The 17238-nt window shown below is 35.6% G+C and carries 14 protein-coding genes; 10 read left to right on the top strand and 4 right to left on the bottom strand.

All coding sequences use genetic code 11. The annotated features are described in order from the left end of the window. The 3 genes from ACY651_RS09810 to ACY651_RS09800 all read right to left on the bottom strand — a co-directional run. Window positions 1–2582 (bottom strand): PKD domain-containing protein (locus tag ACY651_RS09810; protein ID WP_462252173.1); only part of this gene is annotated, 2582 nt, incomplete at its 3' end. A gap of 201 nt (window positions 2583–2783) precedes the next feature. After that, window positions 2784–3275, bottom strand: a complete 492-nt coding sequence (locus ACY651_RS09805) for a hypothetical protein (RefSeq protein WP_462252171.1) — start codon at window positions 3273–3275, stop codon at window positions 2784–2786. Then, window positions 3253–4752, bottom strand: coding sequence for a carboxypeptidase M32 (locus ACY651_RS09800; protein WP_462252169.1), 1500 nt, complete (start codon window positions 4750–4752; stop codon window positions 3253–3255). The genes ACY651_RS09805 and ACY651_RS09800 overlap by 23 nt, the downstream gene beginning before the upstream one ends. 124 nt (window positions 4753–4876) lie before the next feature. Here ACY651_RS09800 and ACY651_RS09795 point away from each other — a divergent pair, with 124 nt between their 5' ends. The 5 genes from ACY651_RS09795 (at window position 4877) to ACY651_RS09775 (ending at window position 10844) form a co-directional block, all read left to right on the top strand. Continuing rightward, window positions 4877–6037, top strand: a complete 1161-nt coding sequence (locus ACY651_RS09795; RefSeq protein ID WP_462252167.1) for an ATP-binding protein — start codon at window positions 4877–4879, stop codon at window positions 6035–6037. Further along, complete coding sequence (locus tag ACY651_RS09790; RefSeq protein ID WP_462252165.1) at window positions 6034–7131, top strand: Nif3-like dinuclear metal center hexameric protein; 1098 nt, start codon at window positions 6034–6036, stop codon at window positions 7129–7131. The genes ACY651_RS09795 and ACY651_RS09790 overlap by 4 nt, the downstream gene beginning before the upstream one ends. 26 nt (window positions 7132–7157) lie before the next feature. Next, complete coding sequence (locus tag ACY651_RS09785) at window positions 7158–7913, top strand: zinc ribbon domain-containing protein (RefSeq protein WP_462252163.1); 756 nt, start codon at window positions 7158–7160, stop codon at window positions 7911–7913. 134 nt (window positions 7914–8047) lie between these two features. After that, window positions 8048–9703: a DNA repair protein RecN gene (recN, locus tag ACY651_RS09780; protein ID WP_462252161.1), complete on the top strand. Its 1656-nt coding sequence runs from the start codon at window positions 8048–8050 to the stop codon at window positions 9701–9703. 316 nt (window positions 9704–10019) lie between these two features. After that, on the top strand, window positions 10020–10844 hold the full coding sequence (locus tag ACY651_RS09775; protein WP_462252159.1) for an enoyl-ACP reductase FabI: 825 nt from the start codon (window positions 10020–10022) through the stop codon (window positions 10842–10844). 136 nt (window positions 10845–10980) lie between these two features. Here ACY651_RS09775 and ACY651_RS09770 read toward each other — a convergent pair whose 3' ends face one another. Next, window positions 10981–11202, bottom strand: a complete 222-nt coding sequence (locus ACY651_RS09770; protein ID WP_462252157.1) for a DUF2795 domain-containing protein — start codon at window positions 11200–11202, stop codon at window positions 10981–10983. Window positions 11203–11387: 185 nt separating this feature from the next. Here ACY651_RS09770 and ACY651_RS09765 point away from each other — a divergent pair, with 185 nt between their 5' ends. From ACY651_RS09765 to ACY651_RS09745, 5 genes are all read left to right on the top strand, one after another. Continuing rightward, window positions 11388–12041, top strand: a complete 654-nt coding sequence (locus ACY651_RS09765; RefSeq protein WP_462252155.1) for an ABC transporter ATP-binding protein — start codon at window positions 11388–11390, stop codon at window positions 12039–12041. A gap of 222 nt (window positions 12042–12263) precedes the next feature. Continuing rightward, window positions 12264–13385 carry a PDDEXK nuclease domain-containing protein gene (locus ACY651_RS09760; RefSeq protein ID WP_462252153.1) on the top strand — a complete coding sequence of 374 codons (1122 nt, stop codon included), beginning with the start codon at window positions 12264–12266 and terminating at the stop codon, window positions 13383–13385. Between the two features lie 325 nt (window positions 13386–13710). Continuing rightward, on the top strand, window positions 13711–15033 hold the full coding sequence (locus tag ACY651_RS09755; protein ID WP_462252151.1) for a TolC family protein: 1323 nt from the start codon (window positions 13711–13713) through the stop codon (window positions 15031–15033). A 19-nt stretch (window positions 15034–15052) separates the two neighbouring features. Beyond that, window positions 15053–16126: an HlyD family secretion protein gene (locus ACY651_RS09750; protein WP_462252149.1), complete on the top strand. Its 1074-nt coding sequence runs from the start codon at window positions 15053–15055 to the stop codon at window positions 16124–16126. A 7-nt stretch (window positions 16127–16133) separates the two neighbouring features. Further along, window positions 16134–17238: hypothetical protein (locus tag ACY651_RS09745; RefSeq protein WP_462252147.1), on the top strand; the 1105-nt coding region annotated here is incomplete at its 3' end.

The raw sequence follows: 17238 nt of genomic DNA, 5'->3' as shown, positions 1-17238 counted from the left end.
GAAAAAGCTGCAACAGGTTTTGAAATAATAATTGGACTTGCATTTATTATAGAATCTATACAACCCTTACTATCTGTAATTTTTAATGCAACAGTATAACTTCCCGGCCCTGCATAAGCATGTTGAAAAGGAGGTGCAGTTAAAGTATCAATAATACCATCACCGTAATTCCATATCCATGTTGTAATGGGATGTATTCCATCACTAACAGAATTATCGGTAAATGTTACTGCACTTAATAAGCAACTTCCAGGAACACTTGGGGCAAAACCGGCAGTTGGGCCATCTACCTGTATGTATAAGGGTTTTATTAAAGTATCGGCACAGCCAAATATATCTGTAATAATTAATTGTACGGTGTATTTACCGGCTTGAGTGTAAATATGGGATGCGTTTGAATTACCTGCGATTACTCCATCTCCAAAATCCCATTGGTAAGAGGCAATGTTGGCAGGGTTGTTATCAACAGCATTAAAAGTGACCATATTATTTTTACAAATGACTGTATCTGTGGCTGTAAACTTTGCTTTTTCTGCAATAATTCTAATGCTACTAATTTTAGTGTATTCGCAACCAGTAGTATAGTTTTTTACAAGTAAAGTAATAGTATAAGTTCCGGTATCGGCATAAGTATGTACGGGGCTTTGCGTTGTAGAGGTATTACCGTCTCCAAAATTCCAGTTCCATTCATCTGCACCAATAGAAGCATCAGTAAAAGTTCTTGTTTTAGAATTACATGCAAAATCAACAGTAAATGCTGCAATGGGAGGGTTGATGTGAATGTATCTTAAGAATTTTATTGAATCGCAGCAACCGGCATTACAAACTACCAGTGTAATATCAAAGTAGCCTGTATCTTCATAAATATGAATAGGATTTTGATCAGTTGAAGTGCCGCCATCACCAAATAGCCACAACCAGTTAGTGATAGTTCCTGTTGATAAATCAGTAAAATTTACAGGCATATGGGCACATACATCTCTGGGTGTGGCAACTAAGTTAGCCACAGGTTTTACGCTTGCAATAATTCCCCGTGTAACAATTGTTGTGGCTGTGCAACCACCGGCAGTTGAAATAGTTAGTTGTATGGTGTAAATGCCTGCACTAAATATATGCGTTGGGTTTGGTAAGATGGAAGTTCCGCCATCACCAAAATCCCATTGGTAGCCTACCACCGGATCAACTGAATTTATAGTTGATGAAAACGTCCATGTTAAAGGGGCGCAACCTGATACCGTTAAATTATTTATAGTAACCTGCGGAGGTTGAATTTTTACAAGGTCAATTTTTCGCAGTGTATCAGAGCAACCGTCTCTGTTAGTTACGACAAGTGTAACATCATAAATACCTGTTGCTGTATAAGTGTGTGTGGGGTTTCGTTGAGTTGAATTATTACCATCTCCAAAATCCCAATTGTAACTTATTGCATTTGTACTTATATCGGTAAAATTTACTGTTAGTGGCGCACTGCAAGAAAGTGTATTGGTTTGCGTAAAACCTGCAGCAGGTTTATTAAAAACGGTAACTGTGCTGTAGGCTGTATCGAAGCAGCCGCCAAAGTCGCTAATTAATTGTATGGTATAAACTCCGGGTGTTGTATAAGTTTTAACAGGATTTGTTTGTGTGGATGTTGTTGCATCACCAAAATCCCATGCACTGGCGACAGGAGCTGGCGAAGAGGAATTTGTAAAAGATAAAGGAACGTTTACACAAACACTGGGGGCGTTTGTAAAAGCTGCATTAATAGTTCCAATATTTATTAAATTAATTTTTGTAATAGTATCTCTGCAACCGGCGCTGCTGATGGTTATTAATTGTACAGTATATGTGCCTGCGGCATTGTAAGTATGTGTAGGATCAGTTGCGGTGGAAGTGCCTCCATCTCCAAAACTCCATTGGTAACTTAATGTGCCTGTGCCTGTTGATAAATTTTGAAAATTGATAGTTATTGGAGCATTGCATCCAGATGGACTGGAGTTTGAGAAATTGGCTGTAACACCACTGCTTATTTTTACATACTGAGCTTTTGACAAAACTTTTATGCAACCAAAACTATTGGTTAATCTTAATGTAACATTGTAGTTACCTGCGCCAGTATAAGTATGCGATGGATTTTGTAAAGTACTTGAAGCTCCATCTCCAAAATCCCATTGCCAGGAAATTATTGTACCGTTGCCGGGTGTACTTTGATCGGTAAAGTTTACAGGTAAAGGAAAGCATCCTGTTAATGGAGTGCCGGTAAATGCAACAGTTGGAGCTGCATAAACAGTAATGTATTGAGATTTAATTATTACGCTTGAATCGCCATTGACATCGTGTACTACCAGTTTAATATTGTACTGGCCCGAATTAAAATAAGTTACTGAAGGATTTTGTAGAAAAGAGATTGTTCCGTTACCCAAATCCCATTTCCATTGTGTTGGAGAACCGGTGGATTGATCTGTAAATCTAACTACAAGAGGCGCACAACCATTTAATGGTACAGCTGTAAAATTAGCAGATAGTTGAGCTTTGGCAGAAAAACTAAAGAGAGCTAATAGAACAATAATAAAACTGTATTTGACACCACAATTGGTAGTCATTTTTTAAGTGCTTTGTTTTTTATGAATAATTGGACAATGCAGCTTACGCAGCATTTTTATAATACTCCTTATAACTTAAAACCGGTTAAAAAATTGTGCTGATAAAGAAATAATCCGGAAGATTATTTGTGATAAAGCCAGTCTGGTTTTGGTATAAGATAAACTATAGTCGAAGGTAAATATAAGGCAGTTTATCCACAATTACAACCTTTCCATGTGCAAAACTTTAGGTTCAGTGGTTCCCCAAGGAGCTAACTCCATTACCGGGATGGCTTTTTTGGTAAATTTCCATTCTCTGCTTAAAAAGGAAAATGCAGCAACAGAGTTAGGCAGTGTAATAACTAATTTACTGTAATCGTCATTGCAACTCCATGTTCCTGTTAGTGTAGCAGTTGCTGATGTAGCTGTCATTGGGCCATTCAGTAAAGTGTTTTTTGTAAGTTTAAAAGTATAGTCGCTGTACTGAGCTGTAAGGTCGGCACCGTTATCAGTTGCCAGCTTAACTCTAAAATCTTTATTTAAAATATTATCTTCAAAATATTGCTCCAGTAAACTTCTGTTTTTTTCTATTAATGCTTCTTTACTGCAACCGGTTAGCAACAACAACAAAGCAAATGCAATGGCAATAATAAATCTCGATTTGTACATTACTCCGGGCATTCCTTCGGATTTAAGTGTTGTAAATATGGGCAAATTTTTTAGTTGCATAGCGGATAAAGTGGGTACTGTTTAACGTTTCTCCTGTCGCCTTAAAACATAATTCTTCTGATGTATAATATTTTCCGTGCTGATAAATATTTTTGTTTAACCATTGCAGCAGGTTTTTATTATTGCCTTCAGCAATTTCTTTTTCTATAGATGCATTTTCTTTTACAATCGCTGCATACAGTTGAGCAGCATATAAACTTCCCAGGCTGTAAGTGGCAAAATATCCAAAACTTCCGTGGCTCCAGTGTACATCCTGTAAACAACCGCTCTTATCATCCGCAACTATTATGCCCAGATATTTTTTGTAATGTTCGTTCCAGTAAGCAGGAATGTCTTTTGTTGTAATAGTCCCTTCAATCAGCATTTTCTCTATTTCGTACCTTATCATTACATGAAAGTGATACGTTATTTCATCTGCTTCTGTTCTAATTAAAGAGGGCTGAACTTTATTAATGGCTTTGTAGAATTGATCAATAGAGATATTGTTCAATTGCTTAGAAAAGAACGTTTTTATTAAAGAAAAATTGTGCTGCCAAAAGGGTAAAGCCCTGCCCACATTGTTTTCCCAGAGGCGGCTCTGGCTTTCGTGAATGCTGAGGCTGCAGTATTCTCCCAGGGGCAAACCATATTGTTCTCCGGGTAAACCCTGTTCGTACAAGGCATGGCCACCTTCATGTATGCAGCTCCAGGCCATATTGCCAAAATCATTTTCATCAATTCTTGTGGTAACTCTTACATCTGCATTATTAAAATTTATAGTAAACGGATGCTCACTAATATCCTGGCGGCCTGCCTCAAAATCAAACTGCATACGTTTTAATATTTCCATACCAAATTTCCACTGGCTGTCTTTATCAAAATTCTGGTGAAGAAAAGAATTATCTACCTGCGGTTTATTTTTTATTTCATCTAATAAAATTGTTAGCTGTGGTTGTAAATCAGCAAAAACTTTATCAACAATAGCCACATTTAATCCTTTGTCAAAGTCGTTCATCAATGCATTGTAAGGATGATTTTGGTAACCCAGTAAATCGGCTTCCTGTTTTTTTAATTGTATTAAATCATCCAGAGGTTTTTCAAAAACAGTAAATGAATTATCTTTTCTTGCCTGTATCCATGCATGAAAACTTTTATTAACCGTTTCGCTCATTTGCCGTACGAAACTGCTGCTAAATTTGTTGGCTTTGTTATAATCCTCAAGGCTTAATTGTACGTTTCTTTTTTCTTTGTCGCTTAAATCATCTTTGCTCATTAACTCATTAAGCAAAGTGCCAATTTTTTCATCTGTAAACTGCTGATGGGCAATTTCAGTAAGTGTTGCAATCTGCCTTCCTCTAAATTCATTTCCTTTTGGTGGCAGATAAGTTTCCTGGTCCCATTGCAAAACTGCCGAAGAATATTTTACATCGGCTATTTTTTGAAGAGAGGTTTTATATTGATTGTAGAGATTTTTAGTGTTCATTTTTGATGAAGTTATAAGATTAGTTTTTGATATTTATTAAATATTGCTATTTTTGCGTATTAACTTGTACAATATAAAAGTTTAAGTTTTAAAATGTACTAACTTATTTTTAAATTTTAAAGATATGATTGCAAGAATTTTAAAAAAAGTACTGACGAATAGTATGCAATATTACCCAGTTTTATCTTTAAATGGGCCAAGACAAAGTGGTAAAAGCACTTTAGTGAAAAAGGTATTTCCAAAACTGCCTTATGTAAATTTAGAAAACCCTGCCGAGAGGGCCTTTGCAGCAACAGATTCTATGGGGTTTTTGCAACAATTTCCCAAAGGTGCTGTAATAGACGAGGCTCAATATGTACCTGAATTATTTAGCTATATACAGGTACTTACTGATGAAAATCAGGAATTAAAATTTGTACTTACTGGTTCACAAAATTTTATGATGCATCAAAAAATAGCACAATCATTAGCTGGCAGGGTTGGTATAAATACATTGTTACCATTTAGTTTTGAGGAATTAAAAAAAGGAAAAATATTGCCTGCAACACTAAACGAACTACTGTTTAATGGGTTTTATCCAAGACTGTACGATAAAAATATCCCGCCAACAGATTATTATGCAAACTATGTAAATACCTATATAGAGAGGGATATACAGGCATTGATAAATAACAGCAATTTATCTCAATTTATAAAATTTATACAGCTCTGTGCAGGGCGGGCAGGGCAAATTGTAAATATGGTTGCACTTGCAAACGATACTGGTGTTTCGCCTGTAACAATACAAAATTGGCTGGCTATTTTGCAAAGAAGTTATGTTGTTTATTTATTACAGCCTTACTATAATAATTTTAATAAACGGCTAATGAAAAATCCTAAATTATATTTTTATGATACTGGGTTGCTTTGTTATTTATTAGGCCTGCAAAAAGCAAATGATATTACAAACCATTTCGCCAAAGGAGCAATTTTTGAAAATTTTGTGTTGGTGGAAATTTTAAAATATCATTACAATTTAGGACTAAGGCCGCAAATTTTTTATATACAAAACAACCATCAAAAAGAAATAGATTTTGTGTTGCAGCAAGGCACAGCATTAACGGCAATAGAAGTAAAAAGCAGTGGAACACCAGATATATCTATGTTTAAAAATTTATCTTTTTTAGACGAATTGAATGGACTGGAAAATAAAAAAGTGGTGGTGTATACCGGCGAGAAAGATGCTGTGAGAAAACAAGGGTTACTTGTAGGATGGAAAAATCTGCATAAATTGTTTGCGAAATGATAATTCAGGATATTACCTCTTTATTAGAAAAAATTGCTCCTGCATCTTTACAGGAAAATTACGACAATGCAGGACTAATAACCGGCAATACAAACTGGGAGTGTACCGGCATCATCACCACACTAGATGCAACTGAAGAAGTAGTGAACGAGGCTATCGAAAAAAAATGCAACCTTATTGTAGCCCATCACCCCATAATTTTTAGTGGCTTAAAAAAAATAACCGGTAAAAATTATGTAGAAAAAACTATTATCGCAGCAATAAAAAATGATATTGCCATCTATGCCATTCACACCAATTTAGATAATATTTTGCAGGGTGTTAATGGAAAAATTGCAGATAAATTGGGATTAATAAACCGTAAAATATTACAACCTAAAAAAGATACTTTAAAAAAACTATTCACTTTTGTGCCGGTTGATTTTGCAGAAAAAGTACGCAGCGCAATTTTTGCTGCAGGCGGCGGACAAATTAGTAACTACAGCGAATGCAGTTTTAATACAGCAGGCTCTGGTACTTTTAAAGCCGGCGAAGGAACCAAGCCATTTATTGGAAAGACTGGAGAAAGACATACCGAAAATGAAATAAAAATAGAAGTAATTTTTCCTTCATGGTTAGAGCAAGCTATTTACAATGCCATGGTTACTGCTCATCCTTACGAAGAAGTGGCTTATGATATTGTAGCTTTAGATAATACCTCCAATTCTGTTGGCAGCGGTTTAATCGGGGAATTGCCAGAAAGTTATTCTGAAAAAGCATTTTTAAATAGTATAAAAGAAAATTTTAACCTTACCGTAATCAGGCATACTGCATTTACAGGAAAGCAAGTGAAAAAAGTAGCGCTGTGCGGCGGTGCAGGTAGTTTTTTAATTGGCGCTGCAGTATCGGCTGGCGCTGATTTCTACATTAGTTCCGATATTAAATACCACGAATTTTTTGATGCTAATGGTAAGTTGGTAATTGCCGATATTGGCCATTATGAAAGCGAACAGTTTACAGCAGACCTGTTATTTGATATTTTGAGGGAAAAATTCCCTACCTTTGCCGTCCTAAAAACAGGGGTAAAAACCAATCCGGTACATTACTTCCTGTAATTCAAACTATCAAATTTCAAATAGATATGGCTTCAGTAAAAGATTACTCCGTTGAAGAAAAATTAAGTTCATTGGTAAAATTGCAAAAAGTAGATTGCAAACTGGACGAAATTCAAATTTTAAAAGGCGAATTGCCCATTGAGGTTAAAGACCTTGAAGATGAAATTGAAGGGTTGCATGCAAGACAAACCCGTGTGGAAGAAGAAATAAATGGCATCCAGGAATTTATTGAGCAAAAAAAAGCAGGTATTAAAGAAGCCGATGAGCTGGTAAAAAAATATGAAAAGCAAAGCGATAACGTAAAGAATAACCGTGAGTTTGAAGCAATCAATAAAGAGATTGAAATGCAAACGCTTGAAGTGAAACTTTGCGAAAAGCATATCAAAGACGCTACTGAAGAAATTGCTGATAAAGCAAGACAATTAGAGATTGCAAAAAAAGCTGTAAGCACCAAAGAACATAACCTTGCAGGTAAAAAAGGTGAGCTTGAAAAAATTATTGCAGAAACTGAAAAAGAAGAAAAGCATTACAACAAAGAAGCTGCTGCTGCAAGAACACATGTAGATGAGCGCCTGTTGTTGAGCTACGATCGTATCCGTAAAAATTACCGTAATGGTTTAGCGGTTGTACCAGTAGAAAGAGACAGTTGCGGCGGATGTTTCCACGCCATCCCTCCACAAAAACAAAGCGAAATTAAGCTGCGTAAAAAAGTAATGGTTTGCGAAAACTGCGGCCGTATTTTAGTGGATACTGATTTAAATGATTCGGTAGAAGTTAAATAATGTACTTCGAATTTTTAATTCGAAAAAAAATAATAGCAAAAAGCATCTCCAATACCGGGATGCTTTTTCTTTTGTATTAATTCGTGAAAATTTGTGTATTTCGTGGCAAAAAAACTAATTTGCTCTATCAAACTATGCTTTTAAAATTACACATACAGAACTACGCAATCATTGATGATCTGTCAATAGATTTTAGCAACAACTTAAATATTATTACCGGCGAAACTGGTGCAGGAAAAAGTATTTTAATGGGGGCACTGGGTTTAATTTTAGGAGAACGTGCCGACAGTACGGTATTGCAACAGAAAGAAAAAAAATGTGTGGTAGAAGGCTTTTTTAATCATGAAAATAAAAGTGCTGTAAAACAATTTTTGCTAGATAATGATTTAGATGCTGAAGACGAACTGGTGATAAGAAGAGAAATTGCTGTAAACGGTAAATCTAGGGCTTTTATAAACGATACACCGGTAAATGTAAACCAGCTTAAAGGTTTAAGTTCTTTATTGGTTGATCTGCACCAGCAATTTGATACACTGGAATTAGGAGATGCAGATTTTCAAAGAGAAGTGCTGGATGCTTTAGCCGGTAATGGTGAATTGTTGCAACAATATGCAACAGTATTCAATCAATATATAAAAACAAAAAAAGAATTACAGGATTTACAGGCGCAACAAACTGCTGCCAATGCCAGCTTTGATTATAATAAGTTTTTGTTTGACGAACTGGAAGAAGCTGGATTAAAAGAAAACGAACTGGAAGAACTTGATGCGGAATTAAAATTACTGAGCAATGCAGAAAATGTAAAACAACAGCTGGGCAGTATTTATTTTGAGTTGAAAGAAAGTGAACAGCCTGTAGTGCAGCAATTAAAATCGTTACAAAATAAATTGTATTCACTTGAGCAATACCATGCATCGATTGAAGGATTAAATAAACGTTTGCAAAGTGCACAGATAGAATTACAGGATATCGCAGATGAACTGGAACAAATAAATGATGGCGTACAGTACAGTGCAGAACGTATTCAACTGGTAAATGATAAAATTTCTGCAGGATACAAGTTGTTGAAAAAACATAGTGTACAATCTACCAATGAATTGCTGGTCATAAAAGAAAATCTTCAATTAAAACTGAATGATGTTTTAAATATTGGCGAAGCGATAACACAGAAGGAAAATCTTACCAAGCAATTGTTGCAGCAATGTGAGCAGCTTGCAAAAACAATTTTATCTAACAGAAATAAAACTATTAAACCTTTTACAGAAAAAGTAAATGCGTTATTAAAACAGGTGGGCATGCCCAATGCACAAATAAAAATTGAATTAAAACCTGTGGAATTAAATTTATTTGGCAGCGATGCAATAGAGTTTTTGTTTGATGCCAACAAAAGCAACCGTTTTGAACCTTTGCGTAAAGTAGCCAGTGGCGGCGAATTAAGCCGTTTGATGCTTTGTATAAAATCGCTGGTAGCACAAAAATTGCAACTGCCCACATTAATTTTTGATGAAATTGATACCGGTATAAGCGGCGAGGCGGCCAAGCAGGTGGGTAATATAATGAAAGAATTATCTAAAGGGCATCAGTTGATTTCCATAACACATCAACCGCAAATAGCAGCAAAAGCCAATGCCCATTATTTTGTATATAAAGCAATAAAGGGAGATAAGATTATCACCTCTGTTAAGTTATTAAATAACGACGAACGCATTACTGCCATTGCACAAATGCTGAGCGGCGAAAAACCTACTGCTGCAGCGTTACAGAATGCAAGGGAAATGGTGAGCAATTGATGTACCTGGAAGCTCCAGCTTTCAGTTTTGATATTTTGGATAAGAAATGTGTATTTAATAATTGAATGATGTTATTGCAAAAATTTTTACTCCTCTTTATTATTTGTTGCAGTTTAATTGCTGTATACAGTGCATATCAATTCTGGAATAAAAAAATAAATCCCCGCCAGTCTTTTAAAAACTTTATTGGGTACATGCTGCTAAATCTTACCAGTATATTTATGATTGTATTTATTTTTGGCTTCATTATAATTCATTTTAAAGAATTTTTCTTTAGCAAATAGAATCTTATTTTTACCACTCAAAATATTTAAACATGCCATACAATTTATTAAAAGGAAAAAAAGGAATTATTTTTGGAGCATTAGATGAAAAATCGATAGCCTGGAAAACAGCCCTGCGCTGCCACGAAGAAGGAGCACAATTATTATTAACCAATGCGCCGGTTGCCATGCGTATGGGAGAAATAAATAAACTGGCTGAAGCGGTAAATGCACCTGTTATTCCCTGTGACGTAAGCAGCAATGAAGATGTGACAAATCTTATTACAAAAGCAAAAGAACATTTTGGCGGCGGGGTAGATTTTATTCTACATTCCATTGGCATGAGCATTAATGTGCGTAAAGGCATTGGTTATACCGAAAATAATTATGAATTTACCCACAAAGGTTTTGATATATCTGCATTGAGTTTACACAGAGTATTAGCATCAGCGATGAAACAGGATGCGATTAATGAATGGGGTTCTGTAGTAGCACTCAGTTATATTGCAGCACAAAGGGTATTTCCTGATTATAATGATATGGCAGATAATAAAGCTATTTTAGAAAGTATTGCACGGAATTTTGGTTATCAATATGGAGTAAAAAAACATGTACGGGTCAATACTATTTCGCAATCGCCTACACGTACAACTGCAGGCAGTGGTGTAAAAGGTTTTGACGGGTTTATTAATTATGCTGAAAAAATGAGCCCTTTGGGCAATGCCAGTGCAGAAGATTGTGCCAACTATATTGTTACTATGTTCAGTGACATGACAAGGATGGTAACGATGCAAAATCTTTTTCACGATGGCGGCTTTAGCTTTACCGGTGTAACGCAGGCCGTTATTGATCAAATGGAAGCCCCCTCCGCCCCCTGAAGGGGCAACTTGGAGTATAATACTTTAATGATCTTTTTATTTTTCTCAAAGGGTATAAAAAATTTAAGCCTCTCAATTTTTGAGAGGCTTTTTAATATTTTCTGTGCCAAGTCCCCCTTTAGGGGCGGAGGGGTTTCTAATATTCTTCTTCACTAAAAAAGAAATCCTCATGGCTCGGGTAATCGGGCCAGATATCTTCAAGGCTTTCATATATTTCACCTTCATCTTCCAGTTCCTGTAAATTTTCTACTACTTCAATAGGCGCACCACTACGGATGGAGTAATCTATCAATTCATCTTTAGTTGCAGGCCACGGAGCGTCTTCAAGGTGGGAGGCTAATTCTAATGTCCAAAACATATTGTATCTCTTTAAATTTTTCTTAAATAATTCAGGATGATTACACCCTAATTTTCCGCAAATGTATAGGTTCTGTGGAAATAACCAAAAGTGTTTTATTAACGGCTGTTAACGGCATAAATTGTTTTACGGTAAATAAAAGGCCTATTAGCTTATTTTTATGAATTATTAATTACTTTTAAACCATGTTGTCAGCAAAGAATATTCAAAAAAAATACGGCCAGTTGCAGGTATTAAAGGGTGTAGATATTGACATTAAAAAAGGAGAAATTGTAAGCATTGTAGGGAGTTCGGGTGCTGGCAAAAGCACGCTGCTGCACATTTTAGGCACTTTGGATACTGCCGGAGCAGGAGAAATTATTTTAAATAATCAAAGGGTAGATAAGTTGGTAGGCAAAAAACTAGCTGCTTTCAGAAATAAAGAAATTGGCTTTGTTTTTCAGTTTCATCACCTTTTACCGGAGTTTACAGCGCTGGAAAATGTTTGTATTCCGGGCTGGATTGCCGGTGGAAAAAAGAAAGAAATAATGGATAAAGGGGAGGAATTATTAAAAACTTTGGGCCTTTCCAACCGTTTGGAGAACAAACCGCAGCAACTTTCCGGCGGCGAGCAGCAACGTGTGGCTGTGGCAAGGGCACTCATAAATAATCCTTCCATTGTTATGGCCGATGAACCTACCGGCAACCTCGACAGTAAAAATGCAAAGGAATTGCACGAACTTTTTATTGATCTGCGTAAACAGTTTAATCAAACCTTTTTAATTGTTACGCATAATGAAGAACTGGCACAAATGAGCGACAGGATTGTGCATATGAAGGATGGCAGGATTGTATCCTGAATAACCTCGTATATTTCTTTTAAATCAACCGCATAAAAAAAGACCGGTAATATTTACCAGTCTTTTGTTGCCCTGCACGGACATTTTTCGAACCATTTTATACCTGATTTAACTAGACTCGCCAATCTTTTGACGGCATAAGATTGAGTGGGTCTTTTTTATTTATATGAATTTTAGGGATTTATAAAAAAGGGAATAAATGGAAATTAAAACTCAAAAGATATGAACACACTTGAAAATTTGACCCATGCCATTCAGGATACAAACACATTTTTTCAGAATAAAGTGCAAAAACAGGTGAACGTTGCCATGACCTTACGGAACTGGTTAATTGGAAGCTACATTGTAGAATATGAACAGCTTGGTGAAGACAGGGCCACTTATGGGCAAATGATATTGGAAACACTTGCTGCCAGGCTAAAACAACAAGGCTTGAGAGGAATGGCGGAAACCAACCTGAAATTATTTCGGCAACTCTATTTAATCTACCCTCAAATTCGTCAGACTGTGTCTGACGAATTAAAACTGTCTGATTTTCAACAATTTAGAATAGGTCAGACGCCGTCTGACCTATTGGGCAGCCTAAAAACTAATATAATAGATGAATCAAGGAATGTTATAAAAGCTTCTGTCCTTGTAAATAACCTTAGTTTCTCTCACTTTATTGAGCTTTTAAAGGCTGATACTGAAGGGAAACGCCGGTTTTATGAGGAACAGGCCATTAGGAATAATTGGGGTGTGAGGGATTTAAAACGGGCTATTGAAAGTTTGCTTTATGAAAGAACAGGATTAAGTGCCGATAAGGAAGCAGTTTTAAACCTCCATATTTCCCAAAACATCCTAAAACCGGAAGATGTATTTCGTAATACTTATTTGCTGGAATTTCTGGGTTTGGAAGAAAAATTATCGTACAGCGAATCTGACCTGGAAGAAAGTATCATTACCAACCTACAGAACTTTCTGATTGAAATGGGACGTGGATTTTGTTTTGAGGCCAGGCAAAAACGAATAACTTTTGACAACAAGCATTACCGGATAGATCTTGTGTTTTATCACAGGATTTTAAAATGCCATTGTTTGCTGGATCTAAAAATTGGGGAGTTCGACCACTCTGATGCAGGGCAAATGAACATGTACCTCAACTATTATAAAGACAATGAATTTACGATTGGTGATAATGACCCTATCGGTATTATTTTATGCTCTGGTAAAAATGAAGCATTAGTAAAATATGCCACCATGGGTTTGCCACAACAAGTATTTGTATCAAAGTATTTAATCAATTTACCAAGTGTGGAAGACCTTCAAAAGATTATTGATGAGGAGAAAGAAAAAAGATTGTGAACCCCTCAACAATTTGCATTGTAGCTATTTAATTTTCCAATCTACTTTATATAGCGGGCTCTTAATATTTTAAATATTCATATTAAATCTTCGTCTTTACAAAATAATTTTACTGCCAAATTTTCAATTGTGTATATCTACTGCTTCTAATCACTCCATTTCTTTCAGGGCTTAATTAAAGTAAGAATAATTCACAAAATCTACACTGGTATTTCCATATGGACGGAGGTGTAATATCTACAATTCTTCTCTTTGTTTGTTAATCGGAATCAGCAAATAAGTAAACAATATTTGCATACTGTGCTCAATATAAAGCAATGCAGCAATGAAAAATATTTATTCAGTAATAATCATAGTTTTAAGTAATCTCAATCCGGTTAATCTACCGGCTCAGCCAGTTATTTCAAATAACATATTAACACTCGAAGAAGCATTCGACCTTGTTATACAAAATAGCACACAATTAAAAATATCTGGGAAAAATATAGCGTTAGCAAAACAACAAACTGAAACACAGAAACTATCTAAACTTCCATCTATTTATTCAGGACTCAACTATGGCTATATTAGTAATGCAGATATCTGGACTCCTTCATTTTCAGATCACCAAAAAGGGAATATCCCACATCAATTTACCCAGTTATCATTTACTGCTACAGAGACAATATTTAATGGAGGTAAAATAAATAATTCCATACTAAAATCCACACTGGAGGAGGAGGTTGCAATTCTAAGTTTTGAAAAAAACACAGTTGATATAAAATTCCTCGTAGCTGCCCGTTATCTGGATATATACAGGCTATTGAACCAACGGGTCGTTTATATTAACAACTGTACCCTGGCAGAAGAACGGCTTAAAAATATTTTAGTGATGCAGCAACAGGGTATGGTTACCCAAAACGATGTACTAAGAACCAAATTAATTATATCTGACTATCAGCTTGCTGCAAGAAAGATAACAAATGCAATAAATATTGTTACAACGCAGCTAAATGTCGTCCTTGGTTTGCCGGATAACGTTGCACTAATTCCAGATAGTTCTTTGCTGAACATTGTGCAAGACCAACATAGCCTGACTTATTTTATTGAAACAGCTTACAAGGAAAATTATGAATTGAAAATTGTAGCAACAGAAAATATTATTGCAGCAACCAACATAAACATCCTTAAAAGTGAAAGATTGCCAGAAATAAATATTTATACAGGCAGTAACCTTCAGCGGCCATTTCAAAATACCATTCCAGCAGTTGATATTTTTTATAATGTATGGCAAGCCGGTATCAGTGTTCGATATAATATATCCTCCCTCTATCAAACATCGAAAAAAATAAAGGCCGGTTTAATACGGCAGGAACAAGTGAAGCAAAAGGGAATGTTTGAAAAGGAAAATGTAAACGTTGCTATTAAAACGGCTTTTATAAAATACCAGGAATCAAAAGACGAATTGGCAACAGTAAAAAATGATTTGAAATCTGCAGTTGAAAATTACCGGATAGTAGAAAAAAAATATTTTAACCAACTGGCCCTTTTGACAGATTTAATAGATGCCACCAATATAAAAATTGAGGCAGAATTAAAAGTTACGAATGCGGAAATTAATGTTATCTACACTTGGTATCAATTGCTGAAATCAACAGGAAAAATTTGAATAAAATAAAATCTTTGTTATGAGTGACATTAAATCTTTACCGAAGAAAAAAAGAAATAAAATTGGCATTTATCTCGTTAACGGGCTATTGATTATTTGTATAATTGTGTGCATTGTATGGGGCGTATCCACCTATTTTAATCTTGATAAAAAACTTTACACCAACGATGCACAAGTGGAAGAATACATCAATCCCGTTAATACAAGAATTCCGGGATATATTAAAGAGGTAAGGTTCAGGGAACACCAGCACGTAAAAAAGGGTGATACTCTGGTGATTATTGATGACAGTGAATTTAACATACAACTGGAACAGGCAGAAGCGGCGTGGCTGTCTGCAATGGCATCCAAAAATGTAACAGTTTCTGCTGTGAATACTGTTCACAGTTATGTAGGTGTTTCTGATGCCAATATCAAAGCTGCTGTAGCAAGATTGTGGAACGCTGAACAAAATTATAAACGTTTTGAAAATTTACTCAAGGAGGGTGCGGCCACCCAACAACAATTTGACCAGGTAAAAACAGAATACAATTCTTTATTTGCCCAAACACAATCACTTCGTCAGCAACGCCTCACTACAGACTTTTCTACTGAAGAAACTTCCCGAAAAATTTATGTAAATGATGCCGAAATAAAACGTACACACGCCACAGTGGCAATAGCTAAACTTAATCTTTCTTATACTATCATCATAGCTCCTTATGATGGGGTTACTGGAAGAAGAAATATACAGGAAGGCCAGTTTTTGCAGGCCGGGCAAACACTTTTATCGTTGGTAAAGAAAGATAGCAAGTGGGTGGTTGCTAATTATAAAGAAACACAAATTGATAAACTCAGCATTGGACAAAGAATGGTTCTTTCAGTAGATGGAGTGGGAAACAAAAAGTTTATCGGAAGAATTGAAGCAATTTCCCAGGCCACCGGCTCAAGGTATTCAGCAGTTCCCATTGATAATTCAACCGGGAATTTTGTAAAAGTACAGCAACGTATCCCTGTACGGATTGAGTTTATACGAAGTGAGAATGATACTGCTGACCTTGAATTGCTGAAGGCAGGAATGAATGTAGAAGTAACTGTTGCTAAAAAAAAGTAAAAAGCTTATGCAGCTAAAAGATTTATTTTATAAGTGGGTGCCCATATACATAAAGTTGCCGGTATTATTAATACTACTCTTTACCATTTTAGTAGCAAACGGAATTTTTTTGGGAAACACCACATACATGTATAGTTCGCTGGCTTTATATGCGGAGCCTTACACACTGGCTTATAATGCCATGTACATTGGCATGGGGTTAGGACTGCTGATTGAAATCAGACTAAAAATGCGCTTTTCAAATAAATCACTACTCTTGTATGGCTTGCTATGTATGCTTTTGATGAATATTGTTTGTGCTACAACAACCAACTCAACTGTAGTAATAGCAGCGTGTCTTTTTTTAGGCTTTGCTAAAATGACTGCCTTAATGGAAGTATATATAATCTGGCTTTTTGTGTGGAGTAAAACTCTTGACACCACACGTTTATATCCTTTTATATATTTTATTGCACTTGCAGGTTTGTATTTTACTACCTGGTACGTTACCAAATTAACTTACGACTACAACTGGCAGTACGCCTACATCAGCATTATTGTGATGGTTCTTTTTTGCATTGTACTTACTTTAATATTTGTAGAAAATGATCGCTTAAAAAAAATACTGCCGTTATACCAAATGGATTGGATTGGGCTATTATTATTGGCGGCAATCATGATGCTGATAGATTATATAGTAGTATATGGAAAGGTAGAGGATTGGTTTAATTCAACTAAAATACAGGGAGCCTGTTTTGGTTTGCTATTTTCAATTCTATATTTTATAAGAAGAGAAATTACCATAAAGAGGCCAATACTTGACCTGAAAGTATTTGGCCGGTCTAACTTTAGAGTTGGGCTTCTGTATTTTTTTCTGATGGGCATATTTGTTCCTTCAACTTTTCAGTCAGCATTTTCTGTAGGGATACTTCAATATGAAACTACCAGGAATATGGAAGTAAATCTTTACCTGATTCCAGGAATATTTGCCGGTTGTGTATTATGTTATATCTGGTATTTGAAAAAATTAAATCCGGTAGTGCTTATTATATCTGGCTTTTCAGGTTTTGTATTGTATCATATAATAATGTACCAAAGTTTTTCCTTGACTTTTAGCATAAGTGATTTTTGGC

The sequence above is a fragment of the Ferruginibacter sp. genome (assembly GCF_031391665.1).
Taxonomy (GTDB): Bacteria; Bacteroidota; Bacteroidia; order Chitinophagales; family Chitinophagaceae; genus Ferruginibacter.
Note: the sequence above shows the minus strand (reverse complement) of the source record. Positions and strands in the feature narration are given on the sequence as shown.